Origin of the sequence: Marinobacter sp. SS8-8 (assembly GCF_030540945.1) — a bacterium.
In the GTDB taxonomy this organism is placed as follows: domain Bacteria; phylum Pseudomonadota; class Gammaproteobacteria; order Pseudomonadales; family Oleiphilaceae; genus Marinobacter.
In genome coordinates, this window is sequence record NZ_JASSVN010000008.1 from 12,660 (window position 1) to 30,852 (window position 18,193).

An 18,193-nucleotide genomic window follows, 5' to 3' on the forward strand; every position below is an offset into this window, starting at 1 on the left:
CATGTACGAATCCCATTTCGGACTGCAGGAAGCACCGTTCGCATTGACGCCAAATACCCGTTACTTCCTGCGGGCGCCCAGCCACGGCGATGCGCTGGAGTTGCTGCTGGTGGCCCTGAAGGAGCGTGAGGGTTTCATCAAGATCTCCGGTGAAGTGGGCACCGGCAAGACCCTGCTGTGCCGGTTGTTGCTCAACGAACTGGAGTCGCGGGCGTACACCGCGTATCTACCCAACCCCCACCTGACGCCCGATACGCTTTACCAAGCGGTGGCCGAGGAGTTGGGTGTCGATGTGTCCGGTTGCGCCAATCCTCACCAGGTTCTAAAGGCCATCAACGAGCGGCTTATTGCCCACGCCATGGCGCGGACGCCGGTGGTTCTGGTGATCGACGAGGCCCAGGCCATGCCCGAGGAAACCATTGAGGCGTTACGGCTGCTTACAAATCTGGAAACCGAGAGCGTCAGGTTGTTGCAGGTGGTGTTGTTCGGCCAGCCGGAGCTGGATGTGCTGTTGCAGAAACAGAGTCTTCGACAGTTGAACCAGCGCATCACTTTCCATTACCGCCTGGCACCCCTGGACAAAAACTCGGTTGCGCAGTACCTGCGTCATCGACTGGCGCGGGCCGGCTACAACGGAGCGGATCTGTTCGCTCCCGGCGCCCTGCGCCTGATTACCCGGGCTTCCGGTGGCATTCCCCGGCTGGTCAATATTCTTGCCCACAAGTCCATGCTGGCGGCCTGGGGCAAGGGTGATCGCCTGGTTCAGCGCAGCCATGCCCTGCAGGCGGTTCGCGATACCGAAAGCGTCCGCGCTCCTGGCCTGATTGCGAGGTGGCTATGAGCTTGCTCAATGATGCCTTGCGCGCTGCAGAGCAGCGGCAGAACCGGCCAGGCGAGGCGGGTCCCTACACCGGGCAGGTTCCGGCTGGGGGGCGCATAAATTTTCGGCTGTGGGCCATTGTGATCCTGTCGCTGGGCGGTGTGGTCGCCGGTTTCGGTTATTGGTTTCAGGCTCAGAGCGGGGGCGAGGCAGCACCTGCCGTGGTCAGCGCAGCTCCGGTCGCCGAGCCGGCGCCGCCTGTTGAACCTGAAGCTCAACCCGAACCTCAGCCCGAACCTGAATCAGAGGCTGACATCGCCAAAGCCCCTGAGCCAGCGACGCCAACCCCTTCAAAACAAGCGTCCCCCGGACGGCCGGTTGCCGACACCGGGCAACCAGGGACCGGGGTGGAGGAAAGTACTGCGGAAAGTGTGGCGGAAAGTCAGATGGAAAGCGCTGTAGAAAGTGCCGCGACCCCGTCGAGCAGTGCGCCGGCATCAAAGGTGAAGCAGATTCGCGAAACACCGGAAGCCATCGATCTCAGGGTCAGCCGGGAATTAACGTCATTGCTCCGGTCTGGTAAAACCCGCGACGCCGAACAGAGGTTGCGGGAATTGGCAGCGTCTCAGCCGGCAACGGCCAGCCGGGAAGTCTTCGCCCGCGGGATGCTGGTCCAGGGCATGCCGGACCGGGCCCTGGCATGGCTGCCGGCAGCAGTCGCTGACGCCCATGCCGGGTTGCGTCTGCTCCGGGCAAGGGCTCTTCATGCCAGGGGTGATCTGTCCGGAGCCATTGCCACGCTTGAGCGGCAAGTGCCCACCGATGGGCAGAACACGGAATACCGGGTAACCCTGGCCACATTGCTGCAACAGGCCGGCCGCAGCACCGAAGCCGCACGACACTGGTCTGTGCTTATTGCCAGGGACGACAGTCGTGCCACATGGTGGGTGGGGCTGGCCATTGCCCTGGAAACCGGTGGTGAGGTCAGGGGCGCAGTGCGAGCCTATGGTCAGGCCGCGCAGTTGCCCGGCCTTTCGCCGTCCCTGGCGGACTATGTCCGAGAACGACTAAAAACGCTGCAGGCAGGATGATGACGACAGAGCCGAAAAAGAAAGTCCGGTTAGGTGACCTCCTGGTTCAGAATGGTGTCATTACTGAGCAGCAGTTGATGACGGCCCTGCGTGAACAGAAAAGCACCGGCCGTAAGCTGGGCAAGACCCTGACCGATCTTGGCTATGTCGACGAGGACAGCCTGCTCAATATCCTGTCCCGGCAGCTGGATGTGCCCTTTGTGCAGCTGCGCCATTACCAGTTCAATAACGAGCTGGTAAAAAAACTGCCCGAGGCGATGGCACGACGGTTCCGCAGTATTGTTCTGGCTGAGAAGGGTGGTGAACTGCTGGTGGGCATGGCCGATCCGCTCGATATCTTTGCCTACGACGAATTGGTGCGCATCCTCAGGCAGCCCATCAGGCAAGCGGTTGTTCGGGAAAGCGAGCTGCTGAGCACGCTGGACCTGGTTTACCGGCGCACCGATGAGATCGCGTCCCTGGCGGAAGAGCTGGAAGACGAACTGGGTGATGACGCCTTCGATCTGGCCGATCTTTCCGCCGAATCCGAGAGCACTGAAGCGCCGGTGGTCAAGCTGTTGCAGACCCTGTTTGAAGATGCCGTGCAGGCCCGCAGTTCAGACATTCACATCGAGCCGGACGAGACGGTTGTTCGTATCCGGCAACGGGTGGATGGTGTGCTTCAGGAACAGGTGATGAAAGAGAAGCGGGTGAATGCCGCACTGGTTCTTCGCCTGAAGCTGATGGCCGGCCTTAATATTTCCGAGAAGCGGATGCCTCAGGACGGGCGTTTTAACATCCGGGTCAAGGGCCGTAGCATTGATGTCCGGGTATCGACCATGCCGGTTCAGTATGGCGAATCGGTGGTCATGCGGTTGTTGGATCAGAGCCAGGGCATGCTGAACCTGGATGTTACCGGCATGCCCGCACAGCTTCTCGGGCGGTTCCGCCGGATGATCAAAAAACCCCACGGGATGATCCTTGTAACCGGCCCTACCGGCAGCGGTAAAACCACAACGCTGTATGGAGCGCTGTCGGAACTGAACCGCCCGGAAGTGAAAATCATTACCGCCGAGGACCCTGTGGAGTACCGCCTGCCCCGGATTACCCAGGTACAGGTGAACCCAAAAATAGGACTGGAGTTCGCCAATGTGCTGAGGTCAGCCCTCCGTCAGGATCCCGATGTGATCCTGGTTGGTGAGATGCGGGATCGTGAGACTGTTGAAATCGGCCTTCGGTCGGCGATGACCGGTCACCTGGTGCTTTCCACCCTGCACACCAACGATTCCATCAGCAGCGCCATGCGCCTGATTGATATGGGCGCGGAGCCGTTCCTGGTGGCCAGCTCGCTGCTGGGCGTGGTCGCCCAGCGCCTGGTGCGCCGGGTTTGCGACAACTGCTCGGAACCCTATCAACCAACGGACCAGGAGCGGGTGTGGCTGGCCGGCTTTGACCTTGACCCACTCGATATCGAAGCCGGGTTTGTGCACGGCCGCGGCTGTTACCAGTGCAGCAATACCGGCTACAAGGGGCGGGTCGGCGTCTACGAAATGCTTGAAATGAATGAGGCGATGCTGGATGCATTGCGCCGGCAGGATGTCTCCGGTTTTACCAGGGCCGCCCGCAAAAGCGAGTTTTACCGGCCGCTCGGGCAGTGCGCAATGGATTACGCGCTTCAGGGTGTGACCGCGCTGGAAGAAGTGGCCCGGGTGGCGGCGACATCCGAGGGCGACCTTTCACCCGACGATGAAATCCCGCTCCCGAAAGAGCCGGTTTGGGGAAGCGCCTGATGCAGTTCAGCTACCGGGGCAAGGACAATCGTGGCGGCATTCAGCAGGGTTCACTTGGCGCCCCGAACGTGGATGCGGCCGCAGCGGAACTGATGCGCCGGGGCATTACGCCTCTGGCCATCCGCGAGAAGGAACAGGCCGATTCGGTGATTGACCGGCTTAACCGGCTCCCGATATTCCGGAAAAAAGTGACGCTGGATGAACTCATCGTATTCTGCCGCCAGATGCACGCACTGACCAAGGCCGGGATTCCGCTGATCCGGACCATGCGAGGGCTGGCGGAAACCTCGCGATCACCGGTGCTCGCGGAAGTGCTCGAGGATGTGACCACCCGGCTTGAGGGAGGGACCACCATGGCCACGGCCATGCAGGCGCACCCGAAGGTCTTCTCGGAACTGTTCATTGCCATGATCCACGTGGGTGAGAATACCGGGATGCTGGACGATGCGTTCAAGCGGCTGTCGGAAATTCTGGAGCTGGAGCGGGATACCAGGCGGCGTCTCAGACAGGCCATGCGTTATCCGATGTTTGTGATGGTTGCGTTGCTGACCGCCCTGATGATCGTGAACTTCCTGGTAATTCCGAAGTTTGCCTCGGTCTTCAGCAAGCTGGGTGCGGATCTGCCGTTCCTGACTCAGGTTTTGGTGGGTACCTCAAATTTCCTTCTGGGCTACTGGTACCTGTTACTTTTTGCGGCGGCAGCCGGCGGGCTGCTGCTTCGGCAGTGGAAGCAGACGGAACAGGGCCGGCTGACCTGGGATCGCTACAAGCTGCGGATGCCGGTTATCGGGCCGCTGTTGGAATTGATCACACTCAGTCGGTTTGCGAGAAACTTTGCGACGATGCTTGCCGCAGGCATGCCCGTGACCCAGGCCCTGACGGTGGTGGCGGATGCCACCGACAACGCCTGGATAGCGATCCATATCAAGGACATGCGCACTGGCATTGAACGCGGCGAGAGCCTGATCAGAACCGCCCGGCACAGTGAGATGTTCACGCCACTGATCCTGCAGATGATTGCGGTTGGCGAGGAAACCGGCTCGGTGGATGACATGCTCGACAACGTGGCGGATTTTTACGATGAGGACGTGGACTATGGGCTAAAGCGACTGGCGGAATCCATCGAGCCGATACTCATTGTGGCCATGGGCATCCTGGTTCTGATCCTGGCGCTGGGCGTGTTCCTCCCGATCTGGGATCTGGGGGCCGCCGCCATGGGGCGGGGCTGAGTGCCACCGGCAGGGCTGACGCACGCCAGTGGGGTTGGCCAGGCCCGGAAGTTTCGAATGGCCGTGGTGCTGGTTGTGCTGGGAGTGCTCTGGTGGTTCCTGCTCGGAGTGCTGGAGCGGGAGGCGCGAAATGCCGAGGAGCGGGCCGCCAATATGGTGATCGGTCAGCTCAGATCGGCTTTGGTGATCAAGGGGGCGGAGGTGATGCTGAGCCGCTATGGCAGCCTGGCTGAGCACCGCGGTATTAACCCCTTTGAGCTGGTTGAATATCCGTGGGGGAACTATGAGGGTCTCTGTGAGAACCTTCTGCCGGACCCGGGAGACTGGTGCTTCCGGACCAGCAAACAACAAAGTGAACAACAAAAAGAAACAGTAAACAGGCCCAAAGGCTGGTTAATTTATAACCCGAGGCAGCCGATAACCATAGACAGGCGGCATGCATACGAGACGCAGCCTCTGGCCTGGGAAGTGACAACGGAATTTTCGGACCGCAACGGGAATGGCGTGCGGGAGCAGGAAGAGCGACTGACGGGGCTCAGATTGTCCTCCGTGCCGTTGACAGAGAAAGCAGCGCAAACGCAGGATGCGCAACGCTGACCAGACGGAAGAACGAAACCGCAACGAGGCTGACCTATGAAGCGTGATAATTGTACGAGAAAACAAAAGGGTTTCACCCTGATAGAACTGGTGGTGGTTATTGCCATCCTGGCGATTCTGGCTGCCTTTGCGCTGCCACGATTTGCCCAGCTTTCCGAGCAGGCGCATCGGTCCAGTATCCGCGCCACGGCGGGTGCCCTGGCGGCGGGCGTCGCCCTTGCCAAAACCCAGTGGGTTTCCAACGGATTTACCACGGCGCAGACGAATGTGGTGGGCTTTGGCAACGACGACGTGGATGTCAGCGTTGACGGCTGGCCGACGTCGGTTCTCTCAAACGACACAGGCACGGCCATGAACGTGACCAAGTGCGAGGAGGTCTGGTATGGAGTCCTGCAGTCGAACGCACCGATCGTGAGCACAGCAGGGCAGACAGAGTACACCACTTCGGTCATCAGCGGTGATTGCGTATTCACCTATCAACCAGACAACCAGGGCAGCACCATCGCCTACGATGCTGATACCGGCGAAATATCCACAGTCATAAACTGATAAACCCAAAAGCCAACCGACAACCAAAACGGAGTACTACCATGAGAGCAATGACAGTGATTGCAGCAAGAAAAGAAAAAGGTTTCACCCTGATCGAACTGGTTATGGTGATTGTGATTCTGGGCATTCTGGCGGCGTTTGCTTTGCCGCGGTTCGCAGATTTGGGTGGAGATGCTCGCGCCGCAAGCATTCAGGGTGTTTATGGGGCTGTGCGCTCAGCCAATTCCATAGTACGTTCCGCCTGCCTTGCGGACTCGGACTGTGACCAGACAGCCAGTACCGGCGAATCCGTGACACTAGAAGGACAACCTGTTGCCCTAGCCTACGGCTATCCAACACAAGCCAGTATTCTGATCGCTGCGCAGATTGATGCGAACGATTTCGATACAACTACTGCAGGAACTATTGCGGCAAACAATGCGCCTGGTACTTGTGAAGTAACGTTCGCAGACGCGACGGGTGTTACCGATGCGCCTGACATTGCCCTTAACGATTCTGGATGCTGATTAAGAAGCTCTGGTGTTCAAGGTCACATTTGTAAAAGAGTTGTAGGCTGGATTAACGAAGCGTCTTCCGACAAAGGTACGAGTACTGGGCGTGCGTCGGGTGAGGCTTTGCCAACACGGCCTGCTTTTTCGGGGTGTCGGGAGGGGATATGAAAGTGATAGCCACTCCGGGGTCACGGGGGTTCACTCTCGTAGAGCTGGTCATGGTCATCATCCTGATCGGAGTGCTCTCCGCGGTGGGTGTTGGCCTGTTCGCCAGCCGCTCGGCGTTCTCTCCCCTGCTGGCCACCCAGCAACTCGCCTCCGCCACGCTGCTTGCCCAGCAGGCAGCGTTGGCGGGCAATCCGGCCAACACGCTCACCATTGAGCAGAATGCCGATAAGTTCCGGTTTATCGTTGGAGGCGGCAGTGGCAATCCACGCACCTTTGAATTATCGCGCGAAGGCGCCAGTCTCTCGGTAGCCGGCGGCCTCCCCCTTACCCTGGTATTTGACGCAAAAGGCGCACCCACAACCGGTGTCAGCCTGCAATTCACCTTCTCCGGTGACAGCAGGTTTCGAACCTGTCTCAGTTCCCTGGGCGCGGTGTACGCCGGGAGCTGCCAGTCGTGAGAGTCAATCAATCCGGTGCAACCCTGGTGGAACTGGTAATCACGATTGTGATTATCAGCGTTGCCATTGCGGGGGTTGTTGGCGCATTTTCACTGATTGCGGGGCGAAGTGCCGATCCTCTCAATCAAACCCGAGCAGTGGCCCTGGCGCAGCTCTACATGGATGAAATCCTGAGTCGAAAATACGACGAAAACACGCCGGTTGGCGGGGTTCCCAAGCAACCCGGTTGCACCATTGGTACCGAGGAAGCAAGTCGGGCTGGCTACGACGATGTGGATGATTACAACGCAATCAGCGATGCCGTACCCGAAAATGCAGAAGGCACACCGTTAACAGCGGACTACTCCGGGTTTCTTGTTTCGGTCGTTGTTCAATGTGCTGGCGGTGACCTGGGGCTTCCTTCCGGGGACGCAAAGCGGGTCGACCTGACGATTACCGACCCCGGCGGCCAGGGATACAGCTTCTCGGTCTACAGGGCGAATTACTGATGCTTCGCCGAGCAGGGTTTACGCTGATTGAGCTGCTGATGGTGATCGTGCTCCTGAGCATTGTCGCAACTGTGTCCGTCCGATTCGTCAGCCTGTCAACCCAGGGTGCGCTTGACGTCAGCGCGCGCCAGTTGCGGGCGTTTCAGGGAGTGGTGGTCAGCGAGCAGATTACCCGTGAGTTACGGGAGGCATTCCCTTTGTCAGTCCGCACTTTCGGCAGTTGTATCGAGTGGTTGCCCTTACAGGCAGGTACAAATTACCTGCAACTGACCCAAGGTCCCGGCTTTGACGAGATTGATATCGCTGCCTTTGACCAAGTGCCTGCCGTGGGTAGCACCAGGGCGGTAGTTTACGGTTATGGAACAAGTACGGCAGATCTGTATGCGGGTACCAGTCCCGGGCCCGTATCCCCACTTATTTCGTCGATCAATAACACTGGATCGCCAGCCCGTATTGAGTTAGCCGGGGCTCACCGGTTCACAGCAACGTCACCAGCCCGCCGACTGTTCGTGGTAGGAGAGCCGGTCAGTCTTTGCCAGAACGGGAGGTTTCTGTATCGGTACAGTGGCTACGCTCCGACTTCTGCCCAGCAGGCACCTCCTAGTGGCAACAGAGAAATACTTGCTGCGAATTTGACGGGTGCCGCCAACTTCCGGTTCTTGCCCGCCACTCTACAAAGGGCGGCGGTCGTGCAGTTCACTTTCACGTTATTGAGCGAGGACGGTGCCGAGAATACAACGGTTAGCCAGGAGGTTCAGATCCGAAATGTGCCCTGAGCGAAGCCTGAGTAAACAGAGAGGTGCAGGCCTTCCGGTAGCCCTGTTTGTCATCACGGTGCTGGCTCTCATCGTGACCAGTATGGCCCAGCAGCAAGAGAGTGCGGGGTCAGCGGTAAGCCAGCAGATCCTTTCACAGCGCGCCTTTTTAGCTGCCGAAAGCGGTGCCCAGGTTGCTATTGCCGAAGCTCTTTCCGGCGCCAGTTGCGGGTCTGTTTCGGCCTCCGTTACCTTTAGCAACGCTGGTCTGGCGGGCTGCGATGCCAGTGTAAGCTGTACGTCGGTGCAGGCTGATATTGATGGAGATGCAGCGCCGGAAACTGTCTTTACCCTGGAAAGCCAGGGGCAATGCGGCAATGGGGCTGAAGCCGCATCCCGCACGGTGGAGGTTCGAGTTCGATGAGTCGCTTTCCGGTGCTGATCAGGTCTGCTCTGTTGATGATTCTTCTGTTCCCGGGGCTTGCGTATGCCTGGAAGATGGAGGCCGGCACCCTGGACCTGCCGGCAACGTCCGGTGTCAATCAGCTGTTTTCCTTTAGCTTCAGGCAGACATACGCCACGCCCCCCATCGTGGTCGCGCTGCCGACCAAAGACGGTCCCAATGCTTCCGCTCTCCGTATCAACAATGTTTCAACAGCAGGGTTCCAATTGGCCCAGGTCGAGCCGTTTTCCGAAGACGGTCCGCACACGAGCATGACGGTGAGATATGTGGCTGTAGAAAGAGGTAGCCACCAGTTACCGGATGGTACAAGAATCGAAGCGGGACTTTTGTCCAGCAAACGGGCCTCTGGCAACGAAGACTTCGTTCAGTTTAATGGTAAAGGGAGTACTTTGTGGGGCAACCATGCGTTTTCCACCAACTTTGCTGATCAGCCGGTCGTTCTGGGGGCGATTCAAACTCTCAATAACGAGACTAATCAGGTTCCGGATGTTACCTCGAATCCGTGGTTGACGACGGTGTTTGATTCAATCACTGCTTCCGGTTTCAGATATGCGCTGGAGCGTAGTGAAGTCTATGACCGGCGTGCAGGAAACAGCAGCAATTACTTCTTTGACGGGCTCAGTTTTGCGGAATCCATAGGCTATGTTGCCTTTTCCGCAACCGCAGGCAGCACCTTCTCAACTGTCGGGAACCTCAACGTTCGCTTTGAGGCTTGGACTGCGGTAAACGCGGTGAAGGGATGGAATGATGGCTGTAATCAGCTGGTTTTCAACAACGCATTCAGCTCGGCACCGATTGCGCTGGCTTCCAAAGTCAGTCGTCGGGACGCAGACGGGGGCTGGCTGAGGCAGTGTCAATTGTCCAATTCGAGTATTGGTTTGCTTATTGACGAGGACACTGCTCAAGATAACGAACGAAGTAACGGGGGTGAGAGCGTGAGTCTGGTTGCGTTCTCCCAGCCTTTTGTTTACGACTCGGATGTCCGCCCTCCTGAGGCAGAGCCGCTGATGCTGGAGTCTCGGTCCGTGACTGTGCGCCCCGGCATGTATACTCGAGTGGCTTTTGAGCAAGTATACCCGTCACCACCGGCCGTGTTTGTATTGGGCGATGACAACAATCCGGAACCCTCGTCGGTTCGGATCCGACAGATTACCGAAGAGGGCTTTGATATTGCATCGGTTGAGCCTCCGAGCCGTTATGGGGATCTGGCGAATCAGAGCACCACGGTCCATTATCTTGCTGTTACCTATGGTCAGCACCGATTCCCGGACGGGACTCAGCTTGAGGTAGGCCAACTGCCGCTGCAGGCCTACCAAGGGAGGTCGGTTTCAGGGGCCGGTTGGGCCCGTTTGAACTTCCTGACCACGTTCAGTGCTGCCCCCGCTTTCATTAGCAGCATTCAAAGCATGGAAAATGAAACGGCAGCGCCTGGAGGGCGCTCCACCCCGTGGCTGACAATGGCGCATGATCGACTCGGCGCGTCTGGTACTGATCTTGCTCTCGAACGCGCAGAGACAGCGACGGGGACGGTGATGCGTCCGGAGACCGTGGCATACCTTGCTATTGAGCCGGGCGTGATTGGTACCTTTGTGGACAACGACGGCAAGAGCATTCTTTCCGAAGCTCAGGTCACGCCAGATAATATTTCCGGAACCACCAGTTGTGACAGTGCGGCGTTTCTGCAGTCTTACGCATCGCCGCCTCGGGTTATCGGGTCTCAGTTAACCCGTGATGGCGGTGACGGCGGCTGGCTGCGTCGGTGCTCGGTTTCGTCTACTGATGTGCAACTGAAAATAGAAGAAGATTGGTCTAACGACCGAGACCTCAGTCACACTACCGAGCGAGCCGGTTTTCTCGCATTTTCCGAGGACTTCGTGGTCGATTTCTCTCTCCGGGCAATATACGGCCTTGAGGGGCCCCGATGGCTCGGAGATCCGGGTGAAGTTGTTGAGCTCCGGGGCAGGGGGCTGGATGGTCAAGCCGTAAACGGAGCCCGGCCAGAACCGGCGAGAGTGTGTTTTGGCGCCACATTCGCTGGAGGCTCCTACATCGATATTCCAAATGACCCGGACCTGTCTGTTGCCGATGAACTCACCGTCATGGCCTGGATCAATGTCGCCAGCCTGCCAGGCGCTGGTGGCCTGAAAACCATTGTGTCCAAGGATGAGAATTATGAATACCACGTGGACAGCAACGGAGAGTTATACTGGTGGTGGACAACGGAGACGGGTATTGCGAGGTCCTTTACGTCCGGATACCAGCTACCGCTCAACACCTGGGTGCACACCGCGATCACATATTCCCGGCGTGATGGCGTCCAGCGGATCGTTATTGACGGTGTTGAGCGTGCGCGTCAGACATATTCCGGTGAGTCGCTTCAGATCAACACGGATCCTTTCCAGATAGGCGCCGACCAGGGTTTTTCAGGCCGGGAGTTCGAGGGCCAGATCGATGAGGTGCGGTTGTATGGCCGCGCCCTGTCCGATGCGGCCATTCTGCGTGAAGCCCACCGAACCCGTCCGTGCGCACAGGTACTGGATCACTTCCGGGTTGTCGTGCCTGCGACCGCAAGTGTGTGCGCGCCCGTGGATGTCCGGATTCAGGCAGAGGACGCCGGAGATAATGTGCTATCGGGTTATCAGAGCACTATCCGTCTGACTACCAGTGCAGGTCACGGCAACTGGCAAACGGTTTCCGCCGCCGGACCGCTGACGCCTGCCCCCGATACGGATGATGACGGCCAGGTTATCTATCAATTTGATGCGGCAGATAATGGCGCCATTACATTAGGCCTGGCCAACAGTCGCGCAGACCGCCTGACCATCCGTGCAGAGGACACAGCGGGGGGGCAATTCGGGATCTCGGATGTAATTGAGTTCCGGGAAAATGCCTTGGTGATTTCCCTTGCTGACAGTCTTGGGGATGATGTCATTGCCGGCCGGCCACATGATTTGCAGGCGGAAGTATTGCGACGCGATCCCAGCAGTGGAGAATGTGGCCGAGTTGAAGCCTATGATGGGCCGATTGATCTTCGGGCCTGGCTCACGCGGCAGGCGGATGACCCTGGCGGAGCATCCCCCGAGCTAAGTGCGGGGGCTGGCAGCATTTCGTTGCCCTCGTCAAGGCCAGGCTCGACCAATCTGACAATCGAATTTGCCCAGGGACTTGCCGGGCTTCGGTTAGACCCAGCGGATGTTGGGCATTATGCGCTTGAACTGGCAGACAGCGAGTCGGGCCTGATACTGGATGAAAGCGGCGCACCGCTTGCGGTCGCCGGTACCAGTACGGCACTTACAGTGAGGCCATTTGCACTGGAGGTAACGGTGCCCGGCAATCCTGCGGCCAATACCCCGAGCGGTTCCGCGTTTCAGGCCGCAGGGCGACCATTTGACGTGCAGGTGCGGACGGTTCAGTACGACAGTGCCGACGACGCCGATGCTGACGGTCAGCCCGATGGCCACGGTGACAACCTGGCAACCAACAATGCCAGTCTCAGCAACAACGCCACGGTCACCAGTTTTGACGCGCCTATAGCGCTGGCTGGTTATCTGGTAGCAGGTCCTGCGGGAGCGGATGATCCTGGTCTGGCAGGTCTGAGCGGAATAAGTGGCTTCACGGCAGGTTCAGTAACGGGCTCTGCCCGTTACAACGAGGTAGGTGCCATTGAGGTGACGGCCGGTTTCAACGGGGCTTATTTAGGGCGTTCAATTATGCTGACCGGAGACTCGGGCCCTGTTGGCCGCTTTCATCCCGAGCGGTTTTCGCTGGAAAGCCAGATGGACGGAGTGCTTGAAGCTCGCTGTAACGGTTTCAACTACACCGGTCAGAGCTTCAGCTATAGTATTTCGCCCGAGTTCACGCTCGCAGCCAGAGCCTACGGTGACAGCGGTGCCGGGCCGATTACCCGTAATTACCGCGAAGGCTGGCAGAAACTGGTGGTAACGGATTTCAGTCGCAATGACCCTGTCTCGGACGTGAATGAGGTGGGTACAGAAGGCGCTCTATTGAACGTATCAACCGCGGCTGATACGGCTCGTCTGACCCCGAATGGGGATGGCACCCTGATTTACCAGCCGGGTTTGGATAGCTTTATCTACACCCGCGAGGGTAACGCCAGGGTCGCGCCTTTTGATTCAGAGCTTCAGATAGTGTTGACGAACATAGCGGACAGTGATGGGGCCGCTATGCCAACCTCGGAATTGCCGGTGCTTGAGTCCTCGGGTGTATCGATTCGGTATGGTCGATTGGTTCTGGAGAATGCCTACGGGCCGGAAATCCTCGATTTGAGCGTGCCGTTTGAGGCACAGATCTGGAATGGCTCCCGTTTCCAACGGCATACGGATGAGAGTTGCTGGACCTATAACACGGCCGATGTGCAGGTAACGGGTACGCCACCAAATACGGCTGTTGACGCCAACACTGGGACCTTAGATAGTGGTTTGCCGGCCACAGGAGCGCCTTTGGTCCTGTCCGCGCCTGGAGAGGGCAATACGGGCAGTGTCCTGGTTGAATATCCTGTGCCTCTGTACTGGCAGGACGATTTTGGCGGGAATGGTGTTGCTGATAATCCGCGAGCAACAGCCACCTTCGGCGTCTACCGGGGCCACGACCGTATCATCTATTGGCGGGAAGTCCGCTGAATTAAAGCGTAAAAATGGGGTCAGATGAAGTTTTCATCTGACCCCAAACATCAACGAACCCGGCGGCTCGCCAATCGTCAATCGTCCTCCTGTTCCGGGTGATCCATCCCCAGTTCGTTGATCTTCCGGGTCAGTGTATTCCGGCCCCAGCCCAACAGGATAGAGGCATCGCGCCTTCGCCCACCGGTGTGCTTCAGCGCGGTTTCGATCATGATTTTCTCGAACTCAGGAACGGCGGTATCGAGAATGCCTTTCTTACCCCGCTTGAGCTCCTGTTCAGCCCAGTTTTTCAGGCCTTCCTGCCAGGTGGTTCCGGTGGCGGGTGCCTCTGCCTGGTGCAACAGTTCCGAGGGCAGGTCATCAACGTGGATTTCCCGGCCGCTGGCCATGACCGTCAGCCACCGGCAGGTGTTCTCCAGTTGGCGGACGTTGCCGGGCCAGGGCAGGGTGGTCAGGTACTCTTCCGCTTCGGGGCGCAGGATTTTTGGCTCCACGGTCAGCTCTTTGGCGGCCCTTTTAAGGAAGTGTTGCATCAGCCGGGGTATGTCTTCCCGCCGTTCCGCAAGTTTTGGCAAATGCACGCGGATAACGTTGAGACGGTGGAAAAGGTCTTCCCGGAAGCGGCCGGCCTGGACCAGTTTTTCCAGGTCCTGGTGTGTGGCGGCGATGATCCGGACATCCACTTTGATCGGGGTGGTGCCGCCAACCCGATAGAACTCACCATCGGCCAGTACCCGCAGCAGGCGGGTCTGGGTGTCGGCGGGCATGTCCCCGATTTCATCCAGGAACAGGGTGCCGCCATCGGCCTGCTCAAAGCGGCCCTGGCGGGTACCGCCGGCGCCGGTAAAAGCACCTTTCTCGTGGCCAAACAGTTCGGATTCAATCAGGTCTTTCGGGATGGCGGCCATGTTCAGGGCAATGAACGGGTGTTTGGCCCGGGGGCTGTGGTTGTGCAGCGCCTGGGCCACCAGCTCCTTGCCGGTGCCGCTTTCGCCATTGATCAGTACGGTGATGTTGGAGTGGGACAGCCGGCCAATGGCCCGGAAAACTTCCTGCATCGCCGGCGCTTCACCGATGATTTCGGCGGCGCGCTGGGCGCTTTCCGCCGACGGTTCGGCGCTGGCACGTTTTTCGTGGCTGTGGGCTACTGCGCGTTTAGCCAGTGCCACGGCATCGTCCACATCGAACGGCTTGGGAAGATATTCAAAGGCCCCGGTCTGGTAACTGGTAACGGCACTCTCCAGATCCGAATGGGCGGTCATGATGATGACGGGTATGTCCGGGTGCACCTCCACGATCTGGGACAGCAGGGTGATGCCGTCAACGCCGGGCATCCGGATATCGCTTATGATGGCATCCGGTTGCTCGTGTTCCAGGCGCATCATGATGCTTTCTCCGCTGTCAAAAACGCGGGGCTGCATACCGGCCTGGTTAAGGGCGCGCTCCAGCACCCAGCGAATACTGCGGTCGTCGTCGATGATCCAGACGTTTGCCGGTTGGCTCATGGGGTGTCCTCCAGGGGCAGGAAGATGGTGAAGTCGGTTCGTCCTGGTTCGCTCTCGCATTCGACCAGTCCGTGGTGTTGCCCGATGATGCTCTGGGTAATGGAAAGGCCCAGGCCCGTGCCGCTGGCACGACCACTGATCATCGGATAGAAAATGTTCTGCAGCAGTTCCGGCGGAATGCCCGGGCCGTTATCTATAACGTTTATCCGGCACACCAGGCGATGGCGTCGATGACCAATCGTAAACTGCCGCAAAGTGCGGGTCCGGAAGGCAATGGTTGGCGGCTCTTCGCGGCTGTGCCCGCCCTGGTTCTCAAAAGCGGCTTCCATGGCATTGCGGGCGATGTTCAGAAAGGCCTGAATCAGTTGCTCCTTGTCGCCCCGGAACTCGGGAATGCTGGGGTCATAGTCGCGGCTGAAACGAAGACGGCCCTTGCTTTCGGCTTCCAGCAGGGTGCCGACCCGTTCCAGGATTTCATGGATGTTGGTTGGAGCCAGCTTGAGCGCCTTGTTCGGGCCGAGCATCCGGTCAACAAGGCCTCTGAGGCGATCCGCCTCGTCAATGATGACGCGAGTGTATTCCCGCTGATCCGCGCTGCCCAGTTCCCGGTCCAGAAGCTGGGCAGCGCCACGGATTCCCCCAAGCGGGTTCTTGATCTCGTGGGCCATACCGCGGACCAGAATGCGGGTGGTTTCCTGCTGGGAGATAATGTCCTCTTCGCGGCTGATCCTCAATAGCCGGTCCCTTGGCTGGATTTCGATCAGTAATTCCGTCGGATCCAGGCTGATTGGGGTAACCGAGTAATCCACGGTAAGGCGTAAGCCGCTGGTTAACAGGAACTCGGCCTCGCGGCGGGTGTAGGACTGACCGTTGTCCGCGGCGGCAAACAGCGTTTTCAGGGCATCTTCGGAATCGACCAGGATATCGCCGAAAGGCTGGCCGTGGCTGCGGGTCATGCTGGTTTCGAACAGGCTCTCGGCGGCCGGGTTGAGATACCGTATATTCAGGTTGTCTTCCAACACAAGGACGGCCGTGGTGAGGCTGTCGAGAATGCTTTTGTATCCGATTTCGTGGGCCGAAGGCAGTGCCATGCGCAATTTCCGTTGGTTCGACATAGTTGGACCTCCGGAGTTTTGCAAAAAGCGAACCACCTTGGGCCAGGTTCACAAATGAGTGGGCAAAGTACGGGCATAGGGCCATTATCGGCCCTGAAATGTGCCGTAAGCTGGTGCAAACGGGGACAAGCCCTTGGCCAGCGCAAAAAAGTCGCCCTGTTGCTGGTCAGGGTACGGCTTGCTTCTGGTGCGTAAGCACCATCATGGTGCGTTCGGTTTCAGTTTAGTATAGAGGGGCGGTGAACAGTAAAGGTAATGGATGGGCCGGTTTTTATCTGTACCCCTTTGCCATCCACAATGTATACGCGGGCTTCGTGGGTCCCACGATAAACGTTATTGACAGAAATGGTGCCGGAGGCGCTTTGACCAACCGGCTGGCCATCAAGAGTTAGCTCATACTTGTGACCGGGCTGCAGGCCAGGGGTGCTGCGAACCTGGAACTGGATATCACCGCTACCACTGTAGAAGGCCTGGTTGTTCTCGGGGTAGACAAATGAGACGCTCTTGTAGGTGGCACCCTCTGTCTCAACATTTTCGCGAAGTTTTTCGGTTTTCTGCACCGCCTCGGGCTTTGGCAGGGTGATCGTGGTAACCGGTTTGAGCTCTATGGCTTCAGCACCTTCACTCGGCTCATCGGAGAAGGTAACGTTGCCGTAGGCATCGACGTTGCGGTAGACCTCGGCGGAGACCTGGGCCGCCAGAACAAACAGTAGGCCGGCAACCAATCCAGACGTCGGATTCATAAGCTCACCTGTCATAGGGTTTACATGATTATCGGTGGCGCCCGGGGGCATTTCAACGCCTGTGGGGCGGGATGTTGGTTACATATCGTTAAGGGCTGCAGGCAATGTGCTTTTGCGCACAAAAAAAGCCCCGCACGGGCCAAGCCGTTCACCTAAAGTGGATCTTGTTTGACTAGAGTGAGGACTTAAGAAGGTCGTTGGCTTTTCCATCGACCTTGTTTGCATTTGTTTTTGAGACCGATTGCTACTCTTGCGTTTTTGAGCGTACACTAAGTGTGTACGCAAAATCGTGAGGTATGAAGAATGCAGACAATTAATGTACGTGAAACACGAGAAAAGCTCGCCAATTTACTGGACGCGGTGGCGTCTGGAGAAGAAATCGTCATCCTGCGCCATGGCAAGCCTGCTGCTCGACTTACCTCCGTCTCGCCGGAATCAGTAGCATTTCCTGATCGATCTGAACTCAGGGCATCCTTGCCTCCGGCGAATGAGAGTGCTGCCCAATCAATCCGCGCCCTGCGTGACGACGAGCGATACTAATGTTTTATTTTGATACTAGTGCAATCCTCCCTTATTACCGTCATGAGGAGGCTAGTGACCGTGTAGCGGCATTGCTTAAAGAGCAAACCAGGCCGGTACTAATTAGTCATCTTACCGAGGTAGAGGTCATGAGCGCTCTTGCACGATGGGTGCGCATGGGGGAACTGACAGAACCAGAAGCGAATCGTATCGAGAGCGCTTTTCACGAAGATGTCAGTCATGGTCGCTTTTCTCTTTGCCTAGTCGAGTCCGGTTTTTACCAGCGAGCCGCCCATTGGATTGGTGCCCGTAAGACCAGCTTGAGAACCTTGGATGCACTCCACCTGGCGTGTGCTGAGCATCATGGCGCTCATCTAATCACTGAAGACAATGCGCTCATCGACTCAGCGCTTTTCTTTGGCATAAAGGCAAGCAAAGCAAACCTGACGCCTTGATCTTGTAGCGTCAGAATCAATCCCCGCCATTGATCTCTTTGTACAATGGAGATCCAGCAATCACGCCGCCGCAAACCTCGCAACAACCTCGTCCGGTTCTATCCTGGCAGCCGCTTACAACAACCAATGTGTCCAGTTTTTGGACGGCCAAATACGCTCCGGAGAAAGCTCAAAATTGATCCCAGCATCTCTCCTGGCAAAATTTCTTTCTCATAAAAAAGGCACCATACTGTCTGGATGCCCAGTAGTATAGCGCCTTTTTATGCCGGGCCAAGCCGCTCAGATCCACTTTAAGTGAACGGCTTGCGCACGGGCGGGGCTTTGCTGCTGCTCCTCTC

Annotated in this window: 17 protein-coding genes; 14 read left to right on the forward strand and 3 right to left on the reverse strand. The window is 58.0% G+C overall.

Annotated features, from left to right (window positions below; translation table 11 throughout):
* Position 1 precedes the first annotated feature (1 nt).
* From QPL96_RS09875 to QPL96_RS09930, 12 genes are all read left to right on the forward strand, one after another.
* Complete coding sequence (locus QPL96_RS09875) at positions 2 to 841, forward strand: ExeA family protein (protein ID WP_303287218.1); 840 nt, start codon at positions 2 to 4, stop codon at positions 839 to 841.
* Positions 838 to 1,911 (forward strand): tetratricopeptide repeat protein, encoded by a 1,074-nt coding sequence (locus QPL96_RS09880; RefSeq protein WP_303287219.1) that lies wholly within the window; start codon positions 838 to 840, stop codon positions 1,909 to 1,911. The genes QPL96_RS09875 and QPL96_RS09880 overlap by 4 nt, the downstream gene beginning before the upstream one ends.
* Positions 1,911 to 3,680, forward strand: a complete 1,770-nt coding sequence (locus QPL96_RS09885; protein WP_303287334.1) for a GspE/PulE family protein — start codon at positions 1,911 to 1,913, stop codon at positions 3,678 to 3,680. Before QPL96_RS09880 ends, QPL96_RS09885 begins: the two co-directional genes overlap by 1 nt.
* Positions 3,680 to 4,909 carry a type II secretion system F family protein gene (locus QPL96_RS09890; RefSeq protein WP_303287220.1) on the forward strand — a complete coding sequence of 410 codons (1,230 nt, stop codon included), beginning with the start codon at positions 3,680 to 3,682 and terminating at the stop codon, positions 4,907 to 4,909. Before QPL96_RS09885 ends, QPL96_RS09890 begins: the two co-directional genes overlap by 1 nt.
* 57 nt (positions 4,910 to 4,966) lie before the next feature.
* Complete coding sequence (locus QPL96_RS09895) at positions 4,967 to 5,506, forward strand: hypothetical protein (RefSeq protein WP_303287221.1); 540 nt, start codon at positions 4,967 to 4,969, stop codon at positions 5,504 to 5,506.
* 36 nt (positions 5,507 to 5,542) lie between these two features.
* Positions 5,543 to 6,055, forward strand: coding sequence for a prepilin-type N-terminal cleavage/methylation domain-containing protein (locus tag QPL96_RS09900; protein ID WP_303287222.1), 513 nt, complete (start codon positions 5,543 to 5,545; stop codon positions 6,053 to 6,055).
* A gap of 41 nt (positions 6,056 to 6,096) precedes the next feature.
* A complete protein-coding gene (locus QPL96_RS09905) occupies positions 6,097 to 6,561 on the forward strand; it encodes a type II secretion system protein (protein ID WP_303287223.1) in 465 nt (154 codons plus the stop codon).
* Between the two features lie 149 nt (positions 6,562 to 6,710).
* On the forward strand, positions 6,711 to 7,172 hold the full coding sequence (locus tag QPL96_RS09910) for a type II secretion system protein (RefSeq protein ID WP_303287224.1): 462 nt from the start codon (positions 6,711 to 6,713) through the stop codon (positions 7,170 to 7,172).
* Entirely contained in the window at positions 7,169 to 7,660 is a 492-nt protein-coding gene (locus QPL96_RS09915) for a prepilin-type N-terminal cleavage/methylation domain-containing protein (protein WP_303287225.1), read from the forward strand. The genes QPL96_RS09910 and QPL96_RS09915 overlap by 4 nt, the downstream gene beginning before the upstream one ends.
* Positions 7,660 to 8,436, forward strand: a complete 777-nt coding sequence (locus QPL96_RS09920) for a type II secretion system protein (RefSeq protein ID WP_303287226.1) — start codon at positions 7,660 to 7,662, stop codon at positions 8,434 to 8,436. The genes QPL96_RS09915 and QPL96_RS09920 overlap by 1 nt, the downstream gene beginning before the upstream one ends.
* Positions 8,426 to 8,839 carry a hypothetical protein gene (locus QPL96_RS09925; protein WP_303287227.1) on the forward strand — a complete coding sequence of 138 codons (414 nt, stop codon included), beginning with the start codon at positions 8,426 to 8,428 and terminating at the stop codon, positions 8,837 to 8,839. Before QPL96_RS09920 ends, QPL96_RS09925 begins: the two co-directional genes overlap by 11 nt.
* Positions 8,836 to 13,518, forward strand: coding sequence for a LamG domain-containing protein (locus tag QPL96_RS09930; RefSeq protein WP_303287228.1), 4,683 nt, complete (start codon positions 8,836 to 8,838; stop codon positions 13,516 to 13,518). The genes QPL96_RS09925 and QPL96_RS09930 overlap by 4 nt, the downstream gene beginning before the upstream one ends.
* 77 nt (positions 13,519 to 13,595) lie before the next feature.
* Here QPL96_RS09930 and ntrC read toward each other — a convergent pair whose 3' ends face one another.
* From ntrC to QPL96_RS09945, 3 genes are all read right to left on the reverse strand, one after another.
* A complete protein-coding gene (gene ntrC, locus QPL96_RS09935; RefSeq protein ID WP_303287229.1) occupies positions 13,596 to 15,023 on the reverse strand; it encodes a nitrogen regulation protein NR(I) in 1,428 nt (475 codons plus the stop codon).
* Positions 15,020 to 16,114, reverse strand: a complete 1,095-nt coding sequence (gene glnL / locus QPL96_RS09940) for a nitrogen regulation protein NR(II) (RefSeq protein WP_303287335.1) — start codon at positions 16,112 to 16,114, stop codon at positions 15,020 to 15,022. Before glnL ends, ntrC begins: the two co-directional genes overlap by 4 nt.
* Positions 16,115 to 16,356: 242 nt before the next feature.
* Complete coding sequence (locus QPL96_RS09945; RefSeq protein ID WP_303287230.1) at positions 16,357 to 16,881, reverse strand: DUF4124 domain-containing protein; 525 nt, start codon at positions 16,879 to 16,881, stop codon at positions 16,357 to 16,359.
* 303 nt (positions 16,882 to 17,184) lie between these two features.
* On the opposite strand from QPL96_RS09945, the gene QPL96_RS09950 reads away from it, so the two are divergent.
* Both QPL96_RS09950 and QPL96_RS09955 read left to right on the forward strand, forming a co-directional pair.
* Entirely contained in the window at positions 17,185 to 17,421 is a 237-nt protein-coding gene (locus tag QPL96_RS09950) for a type II toxin-antitoxin system Phd/YefM family antitoxin (protein ID WP_303287231.1), read from the forward strand.
* Positions 17,421 to 17,855: a type II toxin-antitoxin system VapC family toxin gene (locus QPL96_RS09955; protein ID WP_303287232.1), complete on the forward strand. Its 435-nt coding sequence runs from the start codon at positions 17,421 to 17,423 to the stop codon at positions 17,853 to 17,855. The genes QPL96_RS09950 and QPL96_RS09955 overlap by 1 nt, the downstream gene beginning before the upstream one ends.
* Positions 17,856 to 18,193: the final 338 nt, after the last annotated feature.

What these genes read in the sequence shown, in the direction of transcription:
- QPL96_RS09925 (WP_303287227.1), top strand. Translation starts at nt 8,426, where the DNA reads ATGTGCCCTGAGCGAAGCCTGAGTAAACAGAGAGGTGCAGGCCTTCCG.
- QPL96_RS09890 (WP_303287220.1), top strand. Translation starts at nt 3,680, where the DNA reads ATGCAGTTCAGCTACCGGGGCAAGGACAATCGTGGCGGCATTCAGCAG.
- QPL96_RS09955 (WP_303287232.1), top strand. Translation starts at nt 17,421, where the DNA reads ATGTTTTATTTTGATACTAGTGCAATCCTCCCTTATTACCGTCATGAG.
- ntrC (WP_303287229.1), bottom strand. Translation starts at nt 15,023, where the DNA reads ATGAGCCAACCGGCAAACGTCTGGATCATCGACGACGACCGCAGTATT.
- QPL96_RS09905 (WP_303287223.1), top strand. Translation starts at nt 6,097, where the DNA reads ATGAGAGCAATGACAGTGATTGCAGCAAGAAAAGAAAAAGGTTTCACC.
- QPL96_RS09875 (WP_303287218.1), top strand. Translation starts at nt 2, where the DNA reads ATGTACGAATCCCATTTCGGACTGCAGGAAGCACCGTTCGCATTGACG.
- QPL96_RS09950 (WP_303287231.1), top strand. Translation starts at nt 17,185, where the DNA reads ATGCAGACAATTAATGTACGTGAAACACGAGAAAAGCTCGCCAATTTA.
- QPL96_RS09900 (WP_303287222.1), top strand. Translation starts at nt 5,543, where the DNA reads ATGAAGCGTGATAATTGTACGAGAAAACAAAAGGGTTTCACCCTGATA.
- QPL96_RS09910 (WP_303287224.1), top strand. Translation starts at nt 6,711, where the DNA reads ATGAAAGTGATAGCCACTCCGGGGTCACGGGGGTTCACTCTCGTAGAG.
- QPL96_RS09930 (WP_303287228.1), top strand. Translation starts at nt 8,836, where the DNA reads ATGAGTCGCTTTCCGGTGCTGATCAGGTCTGCTCTGTTGATGATTCTT.
- QPL96_RS09920 (WP_303287226.1), top strand. Translation starts at nt 7,660, where the DNA reads ATGCTTCGCCGAGCAGGGTTTACGCTGATTGAGCTGCTGATGGTGATC.
- QPL96_RS09945 (WP_303287230.1), bottom strand. Translation starts at nt 16,881, where the DNA reads ATGAATCCGACGTCTGGATTGGTTGCCGGCCTACTGTTTGTTCTGGCG.
- glnL (WP_303287335.1), bottom strand. Translation starts at nt 16,114, where the DNA reads ATGGCACTGCCTTCGGCCCACGAAATCGGATACAAAAGCATTCTCGAC.
- QPL96_RS09895 (WP_303287221.1), top strand. Translation starts at nt 4,967, where the DNA reads ATGGCCGTGGTGCTGGTTGTGCTGGGAGTGCTCTGGTGGTTCCTGCTC.
- QPL96_RS09885 (WP_303287334.1), top strand. Translation starts at nt 1,911, where the DNA reads ATGACGACAGAGCCGAAAAAGAAAGTCCGGTTAGGTGACCTCCTGGTT.
- QPL96_RS09880 (WP_303287219.1), top strand. Translation starts at nt 838, where the DNA reads ATGAGCTTGCTCAATGATGCCTTGCGCGCTGCAGAGCAGCGGCAGAAC.